At 40.1% G+C, this 20,810-nt stretch carries 18 protein-coding genes; 13 read left to right on the forward strand and 5 right to left on the reverse strand.

The window, feature by feature from the left end; translation table 11 throughout:
- Positions 1-110: 110 nt before the first annotated feature.
- The 3 genes from rbfA (at position 111) to rpsO (ending at position 1,878) form a co-directional block, all read left to right on the forward strand.
- On the forward strand, positions 111-533 hold the full coding sequence (gene rbfA, locus ACMUMK_RS07095; RefSeq protein WP_414700436.1) for a 30S ribosome-binding factor RbfA: 423 nt from the start codon (positions 111-113) through the stop codon (positions 531-533).
- A gap of 3 nt (positions 534-536) precedes the next feature.
- Positions 537-1,493, forward strand: coding sequence for a tRNA pseudouridine(55) synthase TruB (truB, locus tag ACMUMK_RS07100; RefSeq protein ID WP_414700437.1), 957 nt, complete (start codon positions 537-539; stop codon positions 1,491-1,493).
- Between the two features lie 115 nt (positions 1,494-1,608).
- A complete protein-coding gene (gene rpsO / locus ACMUMK_RS07105; protein WP_414700438.1) occupies positions 1,609-1,878 on the forward strand; it encodes a 30S ribosomal protein S15 in 270 nt (89 codons plus the stop codon).
- Between the two features lie 64 nt (positions 1,879-1,942).
- Here rpsO and ACMUMK_RS07110 read toward each other — a convergent pair whose 3' ends face one another.
- Positions 1,943-2,482: a redoxin domain-containing protein gene (locus ACMUMK_RS07110; RefSeq protein WP_414700439.1), complete on the reverse strand. Its 540-nt coding sequence runs from the start codon at positions 2,480-2,482 to the stop codon at positions 1,943-1,945.
- Between the two features lie 230 nt (positions 2,483-2,712).
- A complete protein-coding gene (gene gltA / locus ACMUMK_RS07115) occupies positions 2,713-3,993 on the reverse strand; it encodes a citrate synthase (RefSeq protein WP_414700440.1) in 1,281 nt (426 codons plus the stop codon).
- 537 nt (positions 3,994-4,530) lie between these two features.
- Between gltA and sdhC the strand changes: the two genes are divergently transcribed.
- From sdhC to ACMUMK_RS07165, 10 genes are all read left to right on the forward strand, one after another.
- Complete coding sequence (sdhC, locus tag ACMUMK_RS07120) at positions 4,531-4,905, forward strand: succinate dehydrogenase, cytochrome b556 subunit (RefSeq protein WP_414701380.1); 375 nt, start codon at positions 4,531-4,533, stop codon at positions 4,903-4,905.
- Positions 4,899-5,246 (forward strand): succinate dehydrogenase, hydrophobic membrane anchor protein, encoded by a 348-nt coding sequence (sdhD, locus tag ACMUMK_RS07125; protein ID WP_414700441.1) that lies wholly within the window; start codon positions 4,899-4,901, stop codon positions 5,244-5,246. The genes sdhC and sdhD overlap by 7 nt, the downstream gene beginning before the upstream one ends.
- Positions 5,247-7,016, forward strand: coding sequence for a succinate dehydrogenase flavoprotein subunit (sdhA, locus tag ACMUMK_RS07130; RefSeq protein ID WP_414700442.1), 1,770 nt, complete (start codon positions 5,247-5,249; stop codon positions 7,014-7,016). It abuts the gene before it with no gap.
- 11 nt (positions 7,017-7,027) lie between these two features.
- The gene (locus ACMUMK_RS07135) at positions 7,028-7,738 is read left to right on the forward strand and encodes a succinate dehydrogenase iron-sulfur subunit (RefSeq protein ID WP_414700443.1); all 711 of its coding nucleotides are present in this window, start codon (positions 7,028-7,030) and stop codon (positions 7,736-7,738) included.
- 125 nt (positions 7,739-7,863) lie between these two features.
- Positions 7,864-10,686 carry a 2-oxoglutarate dehydrogenase E1 component gene (locus ACMUMK_RS07140; protein WP_414700444.1) on the forward strand — a complete coding sequence of 941 codons (2,823 nt, stop codon included), beginning with the start codon at positions 7,864-7,866 and terminating at the stop codon, positions 10,684-10,686.
- A gap of 9 nt (positions 10,687-10,695) precedes the next feature.
- Positions 10,696-12,171: a 2-oxoglutarate dehydrogenase complex dihydrolipoyllysine-residue succinyltransferase gene (odhB, locus tag ACMUMK_RS07145; protein WP_414700445.1), complete on the forward strand. Its 1,476-nt coding sequence runs from the start codon at positions 10,696-10,698 to the stop codon at positions 12,169-12,171.
- Positions 12,172-12,297: 126 nt separating this feature from the next.
- Positions 12,298-13,464 carry an ADP-forming succinate--CoA ligase subunit beta gene (gene sucC / locus ACMUMK_RS07150; RefSeq protein WP_133470469.1) on the forward strand — a complete coding sequence of 389 codons (1,167 nt, stop codon included), beginning with the start codon at positions 12,298-12,300 and terminating at the stop codon, positions 13,462-13,464.
- On the forward strand, positions 13,464-14,336 hold the full coding sequence (gene sucD, locus ACMUMK_RS07155) for a succinate--CoA ligase subunit alpha (protein WP_414700446.1): 873 nt from the start codon (positions 13,464-13,466) through the stop codon (positions 14,334-14,336). Before sucC ends, sucD begins: the two co-directional genes overlap by 1 nt.
- A 253-nt stretch (positions 14,337-14,589) precedes the next feature.
- A complete protein-coding gene (locus tag ACMUMK_RS07160; protein WP_414700447.1) occupies positions 14,590-15,312 on the forward strand; it encodes a tetratricopeptide repeat protein in 723 nt (240 codons plus the stop codon).
- A 306-nt stretch (positions 15,313-15,618) separates the two neighbouring features.
- Entirely contained in the window at positions 15,619-15,777 is a 159-nt protein-coding gene (locus ACMUMK_RS07165; RefSeq protein ID WP_414700448.1) for a YqaE/Pmp3 family membrane protein, read from the forward strand.
- A gap of 151 nt (positions 15,778-15,928) precedes the next feature.
- Here ACMUMK_RS07165 and ACMUMK_RS07170 read toward each other — a convergent pair whose 3' ends face one another.
- From ACMUMK_RS07170 to ACMUMK_RS07180, 3 genes are read right to left on the reverse strand one after another with little or no spacing between them, the layout of a single operon-like run.
- Positions 15,929-16,990, reverse strand: a complete 1,062-nt coding sequence (locus ACMUMK_RS07170; protein ID WP_414700449.1) for an efflux RND transporter periplasmic adaptor subunit — start codon at positions 16,988-16,990, stop codon at positions 15,929-15,931.
- The gene (locus ACMUMK_RS07175) at positions 16,987-20,409 is read right to left on the reverse strand and encodes an efflux RND transporter permease subunit (protein WP_414700450.1); all 3,423 of its coding nucleotides are present in this window, start codon (positions 20,407-20,409) and stop codon (positions 16,987-16,989) included. The genes ACMUMK_RS07170 and ACMUMK_RS07175 overlap by 4 nt, the downstream gene beginning before the upstream one ends.
- Before the next feature lie 25 nt (positions 20,410-20,434).
- On the reverse strand, positions 20,435-20,728 hold the full coding sequence (locus ACMUMK_RS07180) for an ArsR/SmtB family transcription factor (RefSeq protein ID WP_414700451.1): 294 nt from the start codon (positions 20,726-20,728) through the stop codon (positions 20,435-20,437).
- Positions 20,729-20,810: the final 82 nt, after the last annotated feature.

The raw sequence follows: 20,810 nt of genomic DNA on the forward strand, positions 1-20,810 counted from the left end.
TTGACACTGCTAATAGGCGAATGCCTATTCCGAGTTAAGTTGATTTAACGGAGGCCTCGGCCTCCGTTTTGTTTATATTGGGCACTGAATAAGTCCTAGGAGAATTAAAAATGGCAAGAGAATTTTCACGTACCGACAGAGTCGGTCAGCAAATTCATAAAGAGATCGCCAGTATTTTGCAAAATGAATTTAAAAATCGTGACCCTCGTTTAGGTATGGTTACGGTTTCTGGGGTAGAAGTATCTAGAGATTTAGCCCATGCAAAAATCTTTGTAACTTTTTTTGAGAATGATGAGGATCAAATTAAAGAGTACCTAACCATACTTGATGATAATAAGGGATTTATTCGTAAGTTATTGGCCAGCAGAATGCGTATGCGTGCTGTACCTGCTGTGAAGTTTGTAAGAGATGGCTCTTTAACAGAGGGGATACGTATTGCAAATTTAGTTAGTGATACTCTAAATAAAGATGCCGAGCGTGCTAAAGAAGCTGGCCGCTCTTTAGATGATAATGAAAGTGACGAGAACATTTAATTAATGGCTAGAAAAAGAAAAGGCCGTTTAATTAATGGCATTATTTTATTAGATAAAGGCCTTGGCTTATCCTCTAATCATGCTCTGCAGCAAGTTAAGCGCATGTTTAACGCAGCAAAAGCAGGTCATACTGGTGCATTAGACCCACTAGCAACAGGTATGCTTCCTATATGTTTAGGTGAAGCGACAAAGTTTTCTCAGTTTTTGTTAGACGCTGATAAAACTTATCAAGTCACAGCTAAGTTAGGGGTGCGTACTACAACTTCTGATGCAGATGGTGAGGTTGTTGATACTAAACCTGTAAATGTAAGTAAAGAGCAATTACTTGCCGCATCTGATAAGTTCAGAGGTCCAATTAAGCAAGTGCCCTCGATGTATTCTGCTTTAAAATACCAAGGTAAGCCTTTGTATTTTTACGCCCGCCAAGGTATTGATATTGAAAGGGATGCCCGTGACATAACTATCTTTAAGTTAGTCATTGACCGGTTTGATGGCGATGAAGTAGATATGACAGTACATTGTAGTAAAGGCACTTATATTCGCTCCTTAGTTGATGACTTAGGGCAAGTGTTGGGGTGTGGAGCTTATGTAAGTAAGCTCCATCGTACTCAAGTTACAGATTATCCTATAGATAAGATGATGACCATCGATGAGCTACAAGCAATCCGGGATAAAATTGATAACGAATCCGCTGACCTGTTAAGCAATGATACTTTTACTGAACTCGATAGTTTATTGCTACCAATGGACTCTGCTGTTAAAGCGTTGCCAGAGGTGGACATTGAAGAGATTGGCGAAGGATTTTTTAGAAATGGTAATCCCGTAAATTACAACGGTTCGTCTGAGTACACGCTAGACACCTTGGTAAGGGTGTACAGTGAGCAAAGTGGTTTGTTTTTAGGTGTCGGCTTTATTGATGAAGATGGTAAAGTAGCTCCGAAACGCTCTGTGGTTTATTAAAGCTAAATAGTCCTTGTTATTGTGAGGTGCATAGCTATAATACGCGCTCTTTTTGATTCGCTGAATTAGTGATCGGCGAGTTGTATCTTTAAACTCTTATAATTTGGAGAAAATTATGTCACTAACTACACAAGAAACAGCAGCAATCATTGCTGAATATGGCGTTAAAGAAGGCGACACAGGTTCACCTGAAGTACAAGTTGCATTACTTACTAGTAATATCAACAAGTTACAAGGTCACTTTGCAGACCATAAAAAAGATCATCACTCACGTCGTGGTCTATTACGTATGGTTAGCCAACGTCGTAAACTTCTTGATTACCTTAAGGGTAAAAATGTTGAGCGTTATCAAGACTTGATCAAACGTTTAGGCTTACGTCGTTAATCGACCTAAGCTTACAAAAAAGACGCGAAAGCGTCTTTTTTTATGGGTGAAATAAACTAAGTAGTTAATAGGCTTTATAAGTTCCACGTATTGGGTAGTCTTTAGACTGAATAAACTTTATACCTTCAAGTAATTTTGTTAAGTCAGGCCTAGAAAAAGGGGCGTTACTTTTATCTATAATATGGATTTTATTCTCTGGGTTAATTACAAACACACATGGCTCAGCGAAGTTATGGTCAGTTTCTTCTGGGCTTCTAGGTTCTGAAATATAAACCCCTAATTGACTCATTTGTGGCTCTGATAAACCAGCAAATACTGCAAAATCCAGTTGGTCAACTTTATGTTTTAGTAGGGTATTTAGTTGCTCTACAGAGTCAGCGGAAACTGCTACAACTTCTATATCTGCTTTTTTATATTCCTTATATAATTCGTTGAGTTCGTTAAGGTAAGTTGCACAAATTGGACAATGAACACCTCGATAAACAACAACCATTTGCCAGTCTGCAACTGAAGGAAATGTGCGTGTTAAAGGAGTATCAATATTGTCTTTTGATTTAACGAAAAGCTCAGGGAAGTCATGTCCAGGTTGAATAATTGTATTCATAGTATTTCCATTTTTAATTGGTGGTACTAATACAGAGCACAATGTATTCCAGTTAATAATTATCGAAATATCAATACCTTATAATATTTACTGTTGTAGAGTGGGGCTATTAATACATACTAGATTGTAAAATTTTCATATAGTAGTTTCGGACTTTGAAATTACCTAACAGAAAATAAAGCCCATAAAAAAAGCGACCTTTAGGTCGCTTTTTTAATAAATTAAGGAGTTTATTTTTCTATTTTATTGTAAGGGCGTTTTGCTTCACCAGTATATAGTTGGCGAGGACGACCGATTTTCTGACCTGGTTGGCTTAACATTTCGTGCCAATGTGAAACCCAACCTACTGTACGTGCTAATGCGAAGATACAAGTAAACATATTGGTAGGGATCCCAATAGCTTTTAAGATGATTCCAGAGTAGAAGTCTACATTAGGGAAAAGTTTCTTTTCTGCAAAGTAAGGGTCGCTGAGGGCTATTTTTTCAAGCTCCATTGCTACGTTAAGTAATGGATCATCGATATTTAGTTCTTGTAACACTTCGTGGCAGCTTTCACGCATAACAGTTGCACGTGGGTCAAAGTTTTTATAAACCCTATGACCAAAGCCCATTAATCTGAAAGGGTCAGCTTTATCTTTTGCTCGGGCTATAAACTCTGGAATACGGTCAACAGAGCCAATTTCTTCAAGCATTGTTAAACATGCTTCGTTAGCACCACCGTGAGCAGGTCCCCATAGTGAAGCTACACCTGCAGCTATACATGCATATGGGTTTGCACCTGATGAACCAGCTAAACGAACTGTAGAAGTAGAAGCGTTTTGTTCGTGGTCTGCATGTAAAATGAAGATTCTATCTACTGCTTTTGCTACTGCAGGGCTGATTTTATAGTCTTCTGCAGGAACAGAGAACATCATATTTAAGAAGTTTTCTGCGTAGCTTAAGTCATTTCTTGGATAAACAAATGGCTGACCAATGTTATATTTGTAACACATAGCTACAAGTGTTGGCATTTTAGCTACTAAGCGGTATGCGCTGCGTAATCTTTGTTCTGGATCACTAATGTCTAAATCGTCATGATAAAAAGATGACATAGCGCCAACTGTTCCACACAACATTGCCATTGGGTGTGCATCTCTTCTGAATCCACGGAAGAAATTATTAACTTGATCGTGAACTAAGGTGTGGCGAGTAATGGTATCTTTAAATTCGTTGTATTCTTCGGTATTGGGGGTTTTATCATGAAGAAGCATGTAACAGACTTCGATATAGTCAGCTTCTCTTGCTAAATCTTCTATCGAATAACCTCTATGTAACAAAATACCTTTGGCACCGTCAATAAATGTAATTGATGATTCACAAGAGCTCGTGGCCATAAAGCCTGGATCGTGAGTGAAGTAACCGGTGCTACCTAAAGTACGGATGTCAATGACATCATTACCTTCGGTTCCAGACAAAATCGGTAGTTCAACTTCTATGTCACCTGCTTTCAAAATGGCTTTGTTATCTGCCATACAATGTTCTCCTCAGAATCGTTTTTATGTTCTAAATTAGCTTATGACGCTAAATGTAGGGGGTGAAATCGCCGCTATTTGTACTGACAATGCGTCTTGATGTCAATTAATATGCGTTTTCGTACAGTAAATATTCACTTTTTTTGTGTCTTAAAAGCAAATAAGTTTTTCGCATACCATGGTTAACATTCTTATTAGAAGCTGTTAACACTCGATTATAACAATTGTATATGCGTAATGAGAGAAATGTATAATGATAATTTTATTATCCTAATGTAAAGCATACCTTGACCTAACACAATTTAAAGAACTTATTTGTTAAAAGAGTTAAGCCTTTAATACTCAACAATAATTGTATTTCCTGTCGCTGCTGGATATACTTCGTAGGCTTTCCGTGCTGAAAATCCGATTGCATACTTATTGTTAATGTTTGATTTACATAAAGTTAACACTAAGGTTGGCTTTTCAGTATAAGTCGGCATCAAGATGTCAGTTGCAAAAATGTTTAACAACCTCCGGGTAAAAAGAGCGATAAACGTGAAAAAACAAAGACCAGTTAATTTACAACTCAACACTATTAGTTTTCCTCCCGCAGCTATTACTTCCATTCTCCATCGTATTACAGGCGTAGCATTATTTTTTGCATTAATGTTTGTGATCTGGGCGTGGGCAGTATCTGTATCTTCTTCTGAAGGTTTTTCTTTTGTTCAACAACAGATGAATGGACCTTTAGGTTTATTTGTTTCAATTGGAACTATTTCAGCCCTTTTGTTTCATGTGCTAGGTGGTATCAGGCACATGATAATGGACATGGGACACTGGGAAGAGCTTCAATCAGGTGATTTAAGTGCAAAAATTATTATTGCTGCTTGGATTATTCTAACTGTCGTAATAGGAGTTGTATTATGGTAACCGGTCAAGCAAGTTTCAAACGCAATGGTATACAGGACTTCGTCACTATACGAGCTACTGCCATTATCATGGTTGCGTTTGCATTATTTATGGGTGGCTTCTTTGTATGTACTCCAGAAGTTACTTATTCTATTTGGAAAGATTTATTTTCAAATCTAGCTATGAAGGTATTTACCTTCGCAGCTCTAGTATCAATCATGCTTCACGTACGTATAGGTATGTGGCAGGTACTGACTGACTATGTTAAAGCTCCAGGCTTGAGAGCGTTTATCCAATTTATTCTTAACCTAATTGCATTTGTTTATGTAGTCGTAGGTTTATTTGTTTTGTGGGGTGTGTAAATGAGTATTCCTGTTCATGAATTTGACGCAGTTGTTATAGGAGCCGGTGGTGCTGGTATGCGCGCGGCATTGCAGATTTCGGAGTCTGGGAAATCTTGTGCATTATTATCTAAAGTATTCCCAACTCGTTCACATACGGTTTCAGCACAAGGCGGTATTACTGTAGCTCTTGGAAACGCCCACGAAGATAACTGGGAATGGCACATGTACGATACTGTGAAAGGTTCAGATTATATCGGTGACCAAGACGCTATTGAATATATGTGTAAGACGGGCCCTGAAGCCATCATCGAAATGGAAAATATGGGATTACCATTTTCTCGGTTTGAAAACGGTAAAATTTACCAACGTCCTTTTGGCGGGCAGTCTAAAGCATTTGGTGGTGAGCAAGGTGCACGTACTGCTGCAGCGGCTGATAGAACGGGCCACGCTCTGCTGCATTTGCTGTATCAACAAAATGTAAAGAATAAAACTAAAGTATTTAGTGAATGGTATGCACTTGATTTAGTTAAAAACCAAGACGGTGATGTAGTAGGTTGTACTGCTATTGATATTGAGTCTGGTGAAGTGGTGTACTTCAAATCTAAAGCGGTTGTTTTAGCAACTGGTGGTGCAGGGCGTATATATGCCTCAACTACCAATGCCCATATTAATACCGGTGACGGCGTAGGTATGGCCTTACGTGCTGGTGTTCCTATGCAAGACATGGAAATGTGGCAGTTCCACCCAACAGGTATCGCAGGCGCTGGTACTTTAGTTACTGAAGGTTGTCGTGGTGAAGGTGGCTATCTACTTAATAAAGATGGCGAACGTTTCATGGAACGTTATGCACCAAATGCTAAAGACCTAGCTGGTCGTGATGTTGTTGCTCGCTCAATGATGACCGAAATTCGTGAAGGTCGTGGTTGTGATGGTCCGTGGGGACCCCATTGTAAGCTTAAGTTAGATCATTTAGGTAAAGAAGTACTTGAGTCACGTTTACCAGGTATATTAGAGCTGTCTCGTACATTTGCGCACGTTGACCCAGTTAAAGAGCCTATTCCTGTTATTCCTACTTGTCATTATATGATGGGTGGTATTCCTACTAATGTTGACGGTCAGGCGCTAAGTATTGACGCTAGCGGTAAAGAAACACCGATTAAAGGTCTGTTTGCATGTGGTGAAATTGCATGTGTATCTGTACATGGTGCAAACCGTTTAGGTGGTAACTCTCTTCTTGACTTAGTTGTTTTTGGTCGCGCAACAGGTTTACATCTTGGTTCTGCTATTGACGGTATCGAAGCTCGCGACGCATCTACAGACGATGTTGATGCTGCACTTACTCGATTTAATCGTTGGGAGAATTCTGAAGCTGGTAAAGGTGAAGACCCTGTACAGATTAAGAAAGACTTGCAGCAATGTATGCAGCTAAACTTCTCGGTATTCCGTGAAGGTGAAGCTATGGCTACTGGCTTAAAAGAGCTGGGCGAAATTCGCGAAAGATTACAACATGCTCGTCTAGATGATAAGAGTAATGATTTTAATACTATGCGTATAGAATGTTTAGAGTTAGATAACCTAATGGAAACTGCATACAGTACAGCTGTTGCTGCTAACTTTAGAACTGAAAGTCGTGGAGCTCATAGTCGCTTTGATTTCCCAGAGAGGGACGATGACAATTGGTTATGTCATTCAGTGTTCTTACCTGAGAATGACCAAATGCTTAAGCGTGACGTGAACATGTCACCTAAGTTACGTGAAGCTTTCCCACCTAAAGCAAGAACTTACTAGGAGTAACGACAATGCAATTGAATTTTTCTGTTTACCGTTACAATCCTGATGTAGATAATGCTCCTCGTATGCAAGACTATCAATTAGAAGTCCAAGAAGGACAAGATATGATGGTATTAGATGCGTTAATAGCATTAAAAGAACAGGACGCAACGCTTTCTTTCCGTCGTTCGTGCCGCGAAGGTGTGTGTGGATCTGACGGTGTTAACATGAATGGTAAAAATGGCCTAGCATGTATTACACCTTTGTCTGCATTAAAAGGGTCTAAGATTGTAATCAGACCATTACCAGGCTTACCTGTAGTTCGTGATTTGGTTGTGGATATGACACAGTTTTACACCCAATACGAGAAAATTAAACCATTCTTAATCAATGATAACAATCAACCTCCAGCTCGAGAGTTTTTACAAGCGCCAGAGGAGAGAGAGAAGTTAGACGGACTTTACGAATGTATTTTATGTGCATGTTGTTCTACATCATGTCCTTCTTTCTGGTGGAATCCAGATAAGTTTATTGGACCAGCTGGCTTGCTTCATGCCTATAGATTCTTGGCAGATAGCAGGGATACAGCAACAGAACAGCGTTTAAGTGATTTAGACGATGCTTTCAGTGTGTTCAGATGTCATGGCATTATGAACTGTGTGAGTGTATGTCCTAAAGGTTTGAATCCGACTAAAGCAATTGGTCATATCAAATCAATGTTATTAAAAAGAGCTGTATAGAGGCTTTAGGCCAATGCATTAGTATTGGCCTATTAATCCTATAAACGGGTGTTTACCCATCGATTAATTTTAAGCGTGCACTTGCACAACTTAATTTGCAAGTCTGATTAAACCAAGGGAAGACAATGCAACAAAGCGTGATGAAAGCATGGTGGGATTCATCTCACATGTCTGGCGGCAACGCTACTTATGTAGAAGATATGTACGAAGCTTATCTAGAAGATGCGCAAAACGTGTCAGAAGAATGGCGTAACGTATTTGATAAATTACCTGATGTAGAAGGTGTAGCAGTAGAAACTAAACACAGTTTAGTACGGGAACAATTTCGTACATTAGCTGCATTAGGTCCAGCTGCAAGAGCAGGTGCTACCTCAACTCAAGTCTCAGGTAGTGGTGATGAAAAACAAGTAAAAGTATTACAGTTAATTAATGCTTATCGCTTTAGAGGTCATCAGCACGCTAACCTTGACCCTCTTCAACTCTGGAAGCAACCTAGAGTTCGTGATTTAGAATTATCCCACCATAACCTTTCTGAAAGTGACTTTGATACAAGTTTTAACGTTGGCTCTTATGCCATAGGAAAAGAATCATTACCCCTTGGTGAGTTGTTTAAGTCTTTAAATCGTACGTATTGTGGTTCGATTGGTACTGAGTATATGCACATTACCGATACAGACCAAAAACGTTGGTTACAGCATCGAATTGAGTCAGTCCAAGCCAAGCCAGAAATTTCACGAGATGAAAAAGTCAGTATATTAAAAGGCTTAGTTGCTGCCGACGGTATGGAAAAATATTTAGGTGCCAAGTTCCCAGGTGCCAAACGCTTTTCACTTGAAGGTGGTGATGCTTTAGTACCTATGCTTAAAGGGCTAATCAGCCATGCTGGAAGCAAAGGCACTAAAGAAGTTGTGATTGGTATGGCTCACAGAGGTAGATTAAATACCTTAGTGAATGTACTCGGTAAAAACCCATCTGTGTTATTTGATGAGTTCGCTGGTAAGCATGATGATAGTCTTGGTGCTGGTGATGTAAAATACCATGCAGGCTATTCGTCTGATTTTGCCACACCAGGTGGTAACTTACATTTAGCGCTTTCCTTTAACCCTTCGCATCTTGAGATTGTAAATCCTGTTGTAATAGGTTCAGTAAGAGCAAGGTTAGACAGACGTGGTTGTACTGATGGCTCTGTAGTATTACCCATTACCATTCATGGTGATTCTGCAATCGCTGGACAAGGGGTTGTTCAAGAGACATTTAATATGTCACAAACCCGTGGTTTCCAAGTTGGCGGTACAGTACGTATTGTAATCAACAACCAAGTAGGTTTTACCACTTCAAAAACAGAAGATACTAGGTCTACTCAATACTGTACCGATATTGCTAAAATGGTGCAGGCACCGATATTCCATGTAAACTCAGATGATCCTGAAGCCGTATTATTTGTTACTAAGCTAGCACTTGATTATAGAAATCAATTTAAGCGTGATGTGGTAATTGATTTGGTTTGTTACAGACGTCACGGTCATAATGAAGCGGATGAGCCAAATGCGACTCAGCCGTTAATGTATCAAAAGATTAAGAAACATCCTGTTCCACGTAAAATTTATGCTGATCAGCTAATTGCTGAGGGCAGTATTGAAGCCCATGAAGTTGAAAAGTTAGTGAGCGAATATCGAGCTGCTTTAGACCACGGCGCTTGTGTGGTTGAAGAATGGCGTCCAATGACTGAGCATTCTGTAGACTGGTCTCCTTATCTTGGTCACGATTGGGATGTTAAGTTTGATGGTGCAATTAGCAAAGACAAAATTTTAGAACTTGGAAACAAGTTATGTAGCTTCCCCGAAGGGCACAAGTTGCATTCTAGAGTAGCTAAACTCTATCAAGACAGAAAAGCTATGGTTGCCGGTGAAAAGGCTTACGATTGGGGTATGGCTGAAAACTTAGCCTATGCATCAATTGTAGATGGCGGCGCGAATATTCGCATGACAGGACAAGATTCTGGCCGTGGTACTTTCTTCCATCGCCATGCTGTATTGCACAATCAAGCTGATGGCAGCGCTTACATGCCTTTGCAAAATCTACATGCAGAACAAGGTAAAATTGAAATTTATGATTCAGTATTATCTGAAGCCGCTGTACTTGCCTTTGAGTTTGGTTACGCGACTGCAGAGCCAGGAACGTTAACCATATGGGAAGCACAGTTTGGTGATTTCGCTAACGGCGCTCAAGTTGTAATTGATCAATTTTTGAGCTCTGGAGAAGCTAAATGGGGTCGTTTATGCGGTCTCACTATGCTGCTACCTCATGGTTATGAAGGTCAAGGTCCAGAGCATAGTTCAGCTCGCTTAGAGCGTTTCTTACAAATGTGTGCAGATCACAACTGGCAAGTGTGTGTACCATCAACGCCAGCTCAAGTATTTAATATGTTGCGACGCCAATCATTACGTCCAATGCGTAGGCCTTTGATTGTAATGTCTCCTAAGTCATTATTACGTCACCCACTAGCTACCTCTTCAATTGATGAATTGGCCGAAGGTGTGTTCCATAATGTAATTGATGAAGTAGATGACATTAGTCCAAGTAAAGTAAAACGTGTTGTTATGTGTTCAGGTAAGGTGTACTACGATTTACTTGAGCAAAGACGTAAGAATGAACAAGACGACATTGCGATTATACGTATTGAGCAACTTTATCCTTTCCCTCATGATGAGATTGGTCAAGTAGTAAGCAAGTATAAAGCAGTTGAGGATTGGGTTTGGTGTCAAGAAGAACCACAAAACCAAGGTGCTTGGTATTGTAGTCAACATCACTTTTGGGCTGCATTGCCAAAAGGTGCGACATTGACTTATGCAGGTAGAAAGGCGTCGGCCTCTCCAGCTGTAGGATATATTTCAGTTCACAACCAACAGCAAAAAGACTTGGTTGATGATGCATTAACAATTAAATAAGGAACCAGTATGACAATCGAAATAAAAGTACCGGTATTACCTGAATCAGTGGCAGATGCATCAATCGCGACCTGGCACGTAAAGGTAGGTGATAAAGTCAGCCGAGATCAAAACTTAGTTGATATTGAAACAGATAAAGTAGTGTTAGAAGTAGTCGCACCAGCAGACGGGGTCATTTCAGAAATTTTCCAAACTGAAGGTGATACCGTTTTAGGTGAGCAAACAATTGCAAATTTCGAAGAAGGTTCAGCAACTGCTAGTGCACCCGCGCCTGTTGCAAGTGCAGAATCAAGTCAACCATCCGGTAATAAAGGTGAGTCAGTGGATATTAAGGTACCTGTTCTGCCAGAATCAGTGGCAGATGCAACGATAGCAACTTGGCATGTACAGCCAGGGGAAGCTATTTCTCGTGATCAAAATTTAGTAGATATTGAAACAGATAAAGTTGTTTTAGAAGTTGTTGCCCCGGCAGATGGATCCCTTAGTGAGATTCTATCTCCAGAAGGTGAAACAGTAACAGGTGAGCAAGTGATTGCTAAATTTGTCGCTGGTGCTGCAGCCGCTGCTCCAGTTGCAGAAGCGCCAGAAGCCTCTTCAGAAGACAATGATGCTCTTAGTCCTTCAGTTCGTCGTTTACTGACAGAAAAAGGCATAGATGCGTCAAGCATTAAAGGTACAGGTAAAGGCGGACGCATCACTAAAGAAGATGTTGAAAAGTCATTGCAAGCTCCTGCAGCTAAGTCAGCTGCTCCAGAAGCTGCCGCTCCAGCAGTTGCGTTAGGTAATAGAACTGAAAAACGTGTTCCTATGACTCGCTTGCGTAAGACTATTGCTACTCGTTTGTTAGAAGCTAAAAATAGCACGGCTATGCTTACTACCTTCAACGAAGTTAACATGAAGCCAATCATGGACTTACGTAAACAATATCAAGAGCAATTTGAGAAACGCCACGGTATTCGTCTAGGATTTATGTCTTTTTATGTTAAAGCTGTAACTGAAGCATTGAAGCGCTTCCCAGAAGTTAACGCTTCAATTGATGGCGACGATATTTGTTATCACAATTATTTTGATATCTCTATTGCTGTATCTACTCCTCGTGGTCTTGTAACACCCGTACTAAAAGATACTGACGCGCTAGGAATGGCTGGTATCGAAGGTGGAATTAGAGAATTAGCCCTTAAAGGTCGTGATGGCAAATTAAGTCTTGCCGACATGCAGGGCGGTAACTTTACTATTACAAATGGTGGTGTTTTTGGTTCACTGATGTCAACACCCATTCTAAATCTTCCACAAAGTGCTATTTTGGGTATGCATAAAATCCAAGATAGACCTATGGCGGTAAATGGCAAAGTAGAAATCTTGCCAATGATGTATTTAGCACTTTCTTATGATCACAGAATCATCGACGGTAAAGAGTCGGTTGGTTTCTTGGTTACTATTAAAGAAATGTTAGAAGATCCAACACGTTTATTACTAGACGTGTAATTGAACGAGGCAGGGAAGGCATGTCCTTTCCTGCATCTCGCTATTACTAATTGTATTGGTAATGGCATTAAAAAAATAAAGCAGCTAACAAGCCGCTTTTTTCTTAAATAAAACGGGTAAAAAACCATGAATTTGCATGAATATCAAGGCAAGCAATTATTCAAAGAATATGGCTTGCCAGTGTCTGAAGGGATCGCTACAGATTCTCCAGAAGAAGCTGCAGCAGCGGCAGATAAAATTGGCGGAAGTGAGTGGGTGGTTAAATGCCAAGTACACGCAGGTGGCCGAGGTAAAGCTGGCGGTGTTAAACTAGTTAAGTCGAAAGAAGAGATTAAAGCCTTCGCTGAAAACTGGTTAGGTAAAAACCTAGTTACTTTTCAAACTGACGAAAACGGACAACCGGTAAGCAAAATATTAGTTGAATCTTGTACTGATATTGCTGACGAACTTTATTTAGGTGCTGTTGTTGATCGTACTTCACGTCGTATCGTATTCATGGCTTCTACTGAAGGCGGTGTTGAAATTGAAACCGTTGCTGAAGAGACTCCAGAAAAAATTCTAAAAGCTGAAATTGATCCAATTGTTGGTGCTCAGCCTTATCAAGCTCGTGACATGGCTTTCCAACTAGGCCTTAAAGGCGTACAAATTAAGCAATTCACTAAGATTTTCTTAGGCCTAGCTAAAATGTTCGTTGACCTAGATATCGCATTAATCGAAATCAATCCTCTAGTAATCAAAGATGACGGTGATATTCACTGTCTAGATGCTAAAGTAGCTATCGATGGTAACGCTGCTTACCGTCAACCTAAAGTTAAAGCTATGCACGATCCATCTCAAGATGACGCCCGTGAAGCGGAAGCTGCAAAATGGGAACTTAACTATGTAGCTCTAGACGGAAACGTTGGTTGTATGGTTAACGGTGCCGGTCTTGCTATGGGTACTATGGATATCGTTAACCTACATGGTGGCAAGCCTGCTAACTTCCTTGATGTTGGTGGCGGTGCCACTAAAGAGCGTGTTGCTGAAGCATTCAAAATCATTCTTTCTGACAGTAATGTTAGTGCAGTATTAGTTAACATTTTTGGTGGGATTGTACGTTGTGACATGATCGCCGAAGGTATTATCGGTGCAGTTAAAGAAGTAGGTGTTAAAGTTCCTGTTGTTGTTCGTCTTGAAGGAACAAACGCTGAATTAGGTCGTGAAGTATTAGCTAAGTCTGACCTAGACATCATAGCTGCTAGCAGTCTAACTGACGCAGCACAGCAAGTTGTTAAAGCCGCGGAGGGCAAATAATGTCTGTATTAATTAATAAAGACACCAAAGTTATCTGTCAAGGTTTTACTGGTGGTCAAGGTACATTCCACTCAGAACAAGCCATAGCTTACGGTACACAAATGGTAGGTGGTGTTACACCTGGTAAAGGTGGTACAACTCACCTAGACCTTCCTGTTTTCAATACAGTACGCGAAGCAGTAGAGGCAACAGGCGCAACTGCAACTGTTATCTATGTACCTGCACCTTTCTGTAAAGATTCAATCGTTGAAGCGGCAGACGCTGGTATAGAATTGATCATCTGTATCACAGAAGGTATCCCAACTATCGATATGTTATTCGTAAAAGAATACTTGAACGTTAAAGGCGTTCGCATGATCGGTCCTAACTGCCCAGGTGTTATTACTCCTGGCGAATGTAAAATTGGTATCATGCCTGGCCATATCCATAAGCCTGGTAAAGTGGGTATCGTATCTCGTTCTGGTACACTTACGTACGAAGCAGTTAAGCAAACTACAGATGAAGGTTTCGGCCAGTCTACTTGTGTAGGTATAGGTGGTGATCCTATTCCTGGTTCTAACTTCATCGACATTTTGAAGTTGTTCCAAGAAGATCCAGCTACAGAAGCAATCGTTATGATTGGTGAAATTGGTGGTTCAGCTGAAGAAGAAGCTGCAGAATTTATCAAAGCTAACGTAACTAAGCCTGTTGTATCTTATATTGCAGGTGTAACTGCCCCTGCTGGTAAGCGTATGGGTCACGCCGGTGCAATTATCGCAGGTGGTAAGGGTACAGCTGATGAGAAGTTCAAAGCACTTGAAGATGCTGGTGTTAAAACAGTTCGTTCACTTGCTGATATCGGTAAAGGCCTACGCGAAATTACTGGTTGGTAATTTCTAAGTAACTTTATTAGTTGATATTTAAAAGCCCGCTGCTAGCGGGTTTTTTTATTTGTCGGTATGGGTAAATTCACTCTAATACCTATATTCAGGCAGAGGTGGTTATTCAATGAGCTCCAAGTTTATGTCCACAGCTAAGTTTAAGTTACCTTTTAAAATTGAGGTGGAAAATTGAGTTTTGCTAATTTTTTTATTGGGTGTCATCATGGTTTAAAAAAATAAATTGCGACTTTCGGTGGGTCTTATTATGAAAAACAATAAAAATAACCTAATTCGTTTAGGAGTAATGTTTGTAGCTTGTTTGGGAATGATTACATTTCATACTAATGGGGCTATCGATTTTAAAGTTGATCCCGATTTAAGTCGTGCAATTGATTGGTATACGGGAGTAACCGGAAGAGTTGATGATGTTAAAGCTAAAGCACTTCTAGATAAGGCTGCTTTAAAAGAAACTCCCTTAGCAGTAATGTGGATAGCGAGGGTACATTCCACAGGTCGCATGGGATATTCATCAGACAAGGGAAAAGCTATGGAAATTGCTAAAACGGTTATCGATGAGGTTGAAAAGTTAGCGGCTAGCCAGATACCGGAGGCACTTTTCCTCATGGGAACGGCATATGCAGAGGGACTTGGCAAAAGTTTAAATCCTGAACAGGCTGTAGTCTGGTATCGCCGAGCTGCAGTCCTAGGCAATGTACTAGCCCAACATAATCTAGGTAATGCCTATGCTTTTGGTAAGGGCGTAGATCAAAGTGATGAGTTAGCCATTAAGTGGTGGCTTATGGCGGCTGAGCAGGGGGATGCTATTCCACAATATCAGCTAGGGCTTGCTTATGAGAAAGGGAAGGGAGTCGCTACAGATTTAAATATTGCAAATACTTGGTATCAAAATTCTGCGGCTAGAGGCTATGCCAAAGCTAAAACTGCAATAAAAAGGTTAAACAGGCTTAATCGCTTAAAACGAGATTAGCCTTATATCTTTTGTTAAAGATTGGTTCGAGATCACCTTAATATATTTAGATAGGGCGTGTAATATTTCCACTTATCACCTAAATTTTTTACACATGTGTAGTTTAAACATCGAACAAGCCTGTTAATTCTAACGATGTTGTATTTTCTATTTTTCGTAATTTATTGATATTTAATTGATTTATTTTGTTTTTCTGAGGTTTCTTGGCACTGGCTTACTTTGTGCTACTAGTAGGTTGTAAGTGGCGTTTCTTTGTAGCTAAGAAGCAATCAGGGTAGTTTTTAATAATTAAACAAGAGGTAAGTTATGGATATCATCAGAATAATTTTGTCAATTCTTCTCCCCCCATTAGGTGTATTTTTGCAGGTGGGCCTAAGTGGTGCATTTTTTCTAAACATCTTGCTTACTTTGTTGGGATATTTACCTGGCATCATTCACGCTGTCTGGATTATTGCTAGAAGATAGTTATGGCGTGGGGCCCGCTTTTCGTAAATTAGTCTAGCGGGCTTCCTTTAAAATATTATAATGGCTGGTTCGTTAGCCTTAACAAGCTGACACTAAAAGGACTTCGTGTTTGTTCTTTGTAAAGGGCGTGGGTTACCAAGTTCAAACTCTTTTAGTTTACGTATGAGACTAGCTTATCACCCTGTGTCAATCCTGATACTACTTCAACCATATTGTCGTGCGATTCTCCTATCCGAATGAAGCGACGAGTTAAGCGCCCTTGATTGTTGACCCATACCTTATTTAACTGGCCAAAGCTTTCTATTAAGTGTTTGGGAATTAAAATAATCGACTCTTCTCCTGTGGGAATTTGTATTCGCGCAAACATTCCAGGGCGTAGACGTTCGTCGTGCAGAATATTCGCTTTAACAACAAAACTGTGGGCATTGGGATCTGCAGCAGGCACCATCTCTGATATAACTGCTGTAAGATTTAAATCTAGGCTGTCTATGTATACCGATAGTTTTTGTCCAAGCTTTAAGTTTATCGCTATTGACTCTCTAATATCTGATTCGATTAGTATGGAGTTAGGGTTGTACAAGGCTAAGATAGGCTCTCCGGGAGCTGCCATGTTCCCAGGCTCTGCTTTTCTATCGACTATGCGCCCAGCGAAAGGAGCGAGAATAGTACTATATGCTAATTCGGCCTCAGCCTCTTGCTGACCTTGTTGTGCAGTTTGAATCTCGCCTTTAAATCGTGTAAACACCGCTTGTGCTTGGTCAAGCTCTGCTTTTGAAGCAAGCCCTTTTTGTTTTAGGTTTTTAACGCGTTTAAGGGTGTTTTGTGCGTCAACTAATTCACCTTGAAGTGACTCTACTTTGGATTGAGTTTGGGCAAGCTGGCTTTGAAGATCCTTATTCTCTAACATCACAAGGGGCTCTCCTTGAGCGACACTGTCACCTGAACGCACGGTGATTTTTTCTATTTTTGCCAGTATACGGCTGGATATTAGGGTCGTTTCTCGTGCTTTTAAACTGGCAGGGGCATATTCATATTTGGGAACTAGAGTACTGGTCACTTCAAATGCTGCTACAGGTATCTTGCTTTGTGCATTAACCAATTCGTTCGCTGGGATTTTATCGTTAAATAATCCAGCCATCCAGGCAATAGATATAGCCAAAACTAAAATGGCAATCAAAGGAGCAAAACCTTTTCGTACTATGTTTGAAATCATGCGTGATTCTCCCGAGTGTTAGATTGTGACTTTGGTTCTCTTGGGGCGATATTTAAAGAGCTTGGTTTATCAAATACTAAGAAGTAAACCATGGGAACCACAAGTAGTGAAAAGAAGGTTGAGGCGATAATGCCAAACATAATTGCAAGGGCTAGGCCGCTAAAAACAGGGTCTAGAATAATAACAATATTACCTAATAAGGTAGTTCCAGCTGTAAGAAGGACTGGCCGCATTCTCACTGTTCCTGCTGCAAACAAGGCATCTTTAATTGTATTGCCGTTTGACCGTGCTAAAGTAATAAATTCTATCAATATTAATGAGTTACGTACTACTATACCTGCTAAAGCAATCATGCCAATCATAGCTGTTGCCGTGAATAATACTGGGTCAGGGGCATTGCCAATCCATCTCTCTCCCATTTGATTCATTAGCCAAAATCCAGGCATAATTCCAATTATGGTTAGGGGAATTGCAGACATAATAATTAAAGCTAAGTTAGTGCTTGAGACTTGCCACCGTAACACTATAAAAATTCCAACTAATGCAAACGCAAATGCTATGCCCATATCCCGAAATACATCTATTGTAATTAACCATTCGCCTTCGCCACCAAAGTCAATATCTATGCCCTCTGGAACGGCCCAGCTTATACCTGCTCCAGAATTTAAATAAGTGCGGGATTGCCAGTTTTCGCTAGCGTCTTTAGAGTCTTGTTCTAGGTTAACATTTGTTACTTTTGAAGAGCTATTGGTATGTATCCTGTCTGCTGTTACATCAGCTATTACTTCTGCGGGTGTGCGTCCAGATAACTCAGCAGTGACATAGATTACGGGCCGTAAGTCTTTATGAAGAATAGGTTGGCTTACGGTTAACGAATGCCAGCTACCAAGTTCAGCTAAACTAACTACAGGTTGTGGTGCAGGCTCCAGTCCCACGCCAGCATCTTGTTGTGCAATGCCTTCCAAACCTCGTAAGGGGAGTCCATTAAAGTCGTTGGCTTGGTTTGCGGTTTCAAAAGGTAATTTTAGTTCAATTTCTAAAGGAGTAACCTCATTGTCAGTTTGTAAAATACCAGTACCCATGCCTGTAGCTGCTATTTCTAAGGTTTGATTGACTTCTTCCGTAGAGATACCTGACAACGCAGCTTTTCTTTTATCTATGATAAAACGCGCGACTTCTTGAGTAGCTGATAAACTGGAGTCTAATTCTACTAGGTGCGGCACTTTTGAAAGTCGTTCCATCAGTATTTTAGCTGCTTGCTCTTGTGTAGAGCTTGCTATAAATGGTTCAGCATATACTTCGGCTACTAAGGTACTTAATACCGGTGGTCCAGGTGGAACTTCAACAACCTTTATGTGGGTATCTTTAGTTTGTAATGGTAAGAGTAATTCTCTTAACCTCAAAACAAGGCCGTGGGATTGTTGTTCACGTTTATTTTTATCTATTAATATAAGGCGAACTTCTCCTTGGTGAGGGGAGTTTCTTAAATAATACTGGCGCACCATTCCGTTAAAATCTATCGGAGAGGCTTCACCCACATAAGCAGCAAGAAACTCAATTTCTGGTAGGCTTTTGGCTATCTCTATCACTTCTTGTGTTTTAGCGGCCGTTTGCTCTAGAGTAGCAGACTCGGGTAAATCAATTAGAAGTTGGATTTCATTTTTGTTATCAAATGGTAATAATTTCAAAGGGACTGCACGAAGTAAGGGCAGTAAGCTTGCTGCAAGAAATAAAGCTAAGACCATAAACAACCCCAACTTAGCTCGACCTTTAGTGGCGATAAGAGGCGCAAGCAAGCGCCGGTAAAAGGAAGAGGAAGTGGGACTATCGATTTCACCTGGTTTTAAAAGTTTTGCTGCCAACCAAGGGGTGATAAAAAACGCAACCACACCAGATAAAATCACACTTATTGGTACATTGAAGGCCATGGGTGCCATATAGGGCCCCATCATGCCAGTAATAAAAGCCAAGGGCACAAAGGCAAGAATTATGGTCACTGTTGACATAATCAAAGGCGCTTTTATCTCGGCCATGGCTTCAACAATTCGTTGGTTTTTTGTTTTCTTTTTATTCGGTAATGTCAGAAAGCGGCTAATATTGTCAATGCCCGTAATAGGGTCATCTACCAATAAGCCTAAAGATAATATTAATGCAAATAGGGTGACACGGTTAATACTGTAGCCAAACATTAGGTCTAATAGTAAAGTCAATCCATAGCAAACTGGCACAGCTAAGCCGACAACAATTGCAGCTCGCCATCCCAGAAATATGGCAATGAAAACCACTACCGTAAATACCGCAAATGCTAAACTTGCACTTAAATTGTTGACCTTCTCATTGGCAGTTTGCCCATAATTTCTCAGGACTTTGTAATCAATCTCAGTTGGCAAAAAACTGCGTTTTAGTTCTGCCATCTTGTTTAGTACTTCTTTGGAGACTTTTACGGCATTAGTCCCTTTTTGCTTTGCAACACTGATGGTGACCATAGGGCTTGCTTGGCTGTTTAACTTATGGGTAGAGCCTGTAGCGTTTCGCTGTTTTATAAAATAATGGCTGTAATCAAGCCATTGATATGAGGTGATGGTTTTTTGTGAATCTTTTACCTTAGCAATATCTTGTAACAGTACTGCTTTACCATTGACCATATTAACGACGATATTCTTTAAGTCATCAAGGCTTCTGATGACATCCCCCGACTCAATTACCACTGACTTTGACCCTATGATCACGGCAGCTGATTGTTCTAATTGGTTAGAACGTTTGATGGCACTATATACGTCTAAGGCTGTCGTTCGGTATCCAGAAAGGGCAGCAATATCTAATTCGACTTCAATTTTTCTTGGCCTACCGCCTACGATATTAACTTCACTGGTGTTGTTGATACCTTGTAATAAGGTTGTTATTTCTTCACCAATTCGTCGTAGAGCAACATCATTATATGTTTGTTCATCGTGACTAATTAGCCCTATCATAACAATCGGAATATCGTCTACTTCAATAGATTTTAGTCTCCAATTTGTTACCACAGAGGGCATTAAATTCTCGTTTGAGTGGAGTTTATTGTAAGTATTGATGAGAGCTTTTTCGCGGTTCTCTCCAACAAAAAAACGTAGGACTAGTGATAGCTTTCCATCAATAGTGGTGGAGTAGGTGTGCTCAACTCCAGCTATTTGTGTGAGTAACTTTTCTAATGGTGTGGTGACTTGGCGTTCTATTTGACGGGCTGACAAATTAGGCACATCCACCATGATTTCTATCATAGGAACCACAATTTGTGGTTCCTCTTCCCTAGGTGTAGCTTGAAGTGCAACTAAACCCGCAATGAATGAAAATAAGAATAAAAATATAGGTAAGCCTCGATTTAACAAAGCGTATTCAATTGCTCTATCAAAGGGAGACTCGAGTTTTAAGTTAGCCACGTTTACATTGCCTTAATTTAGGTTACTAATTACAGAAAAACTCATATAGTTTTTCAATAATTTGTTTTACTCGAATATCACTTACCGAATAGTAGATGCTCTGAGCATCTCTTCTGGTATCCACAAGTTTGTGTTGCCTTAATATGGCTAAATGTTGTGACAGAGCAGATTGGCCTAGAGGTATTGATTGGTTTAAATCAGAGACGCTGCGCTCTTCGTCTAATAAAGTGCATAAGATCATTAGTCGATTCTTATTCGCTAATATTTTTAAAAATGCTTCGGCATTGCCTGCATTACTTGCCAATTCATCTAAGTTCAAAGTAACCCCCTGTAACTATATTAATTTTGTTTCACATTAGTATAACTATAATATTAGAAATTGCTAATATAAGTTGATTCTA

It is taken from the genome of Paraglaciecola sp. 2405UD69-4 (genome assembly GCF_047525415.1).
Taxonomy (GTDB): Bacteria; Pseudomonadota; Gammaproteobacteria; order Enterobacterales; family Alteromonadaceae; genus Paraglaciecola.

Coding starts and splice junctions, on each gene's coding strand:
- ACMUMK_RS07140 (WP_414700444.1), top strand. CDS start 7,864: ATGCAACAAAGCGTGATGAAAGCATGGTGGGATTCATCTCACATGTCT.
- rpsO (WP_414700438.1), top strand. CDS start 1,609: ATGTCACTAACTACACAAGAAACAGCAGCAATCATTGCTGAATATGGC.
- odhB (WP_414700445.1), top strand. CDS start 10,696: ATGACAATCGAAATAAAAGTACCGGTATTACCTGAATCAGTGGCAGAT.
- ACMUMK_RS07165 (WP_414700448.1), top strand. CDS start 15,619: ATGGATATCATCAGAATAATTTTGTCAATTCTTCTCCCCCCATTAGGT.
- rbfA (WP_414700436.1), top strand. CDS start 111: ATGGCAAGAGAATTTTCACGTACCGACAGAGTCGGTCAGCAAATTCAT.
- ACMUMK_RS07135 (WP_414700443.1), top strand. CDS start 7,028: ATGCAATTGAATTTTTCTGTTTACCGTTACAATCCTGATGTAGATAAT.
- sucC (WP_133470469.1), top strand. CDS start 12,298: ATGAATTTGCATGAATATCAAGGCAAGCAATTATTCAAAGAATATGGC.
- sucD (WP_414700446.1), top strand. CDS start 13,464: ATGTCTGTATTAATTAATAAAGACACCAAAGTTATCTGTCAAGGTTTT.
- ACMUMK_RS07160 (WP_414700447.1), top strand. CDS start 14,590: ATGAAAAACAATAAAAATAACCTAATTCGTTTAGGAGTAATGTTTGTA.
- sdhA (WP_414700442.1), top strand. CDS start 5,247: ATGAGTATTCCTGTTCATGAATTTGACGCAGTTGTTATAGGAGCCGGT.
- truB (WP_414700437.1), top strand. CDS start 537: ATGGCTAGAAAAAGAAAAGGCCGTTTAATTAATGGCATTATTTTATTA.
- ACMUMK_RS07110 (WP_414700439.1), bottom strand. CDS start 2,482: ATGAATACAATTATTCAACCTGGACATGACTTCCCTGAGCTTTTCGTT.
- sdhD (WP_414700441.1), top strand. CDS start 4,899: ATGGTAACCGGTCAAGCAAGTTTCAAACGCAATGGTATACAGGACTTC.
- ACMUMK_RS07170 (WP_414700449.1), bottom strand. CDS start 16,990: ATGATTTCAAACATAGTACGAAAAGGTTTTGCTCCTTTGATTGCCATT.
- gltA (WP_414700440.1), bottom strand. CDS start 3,993: ATGGCAGATAACAAAGCCATTTTGAAAGCAGGTGACATAGAAGTTGAA.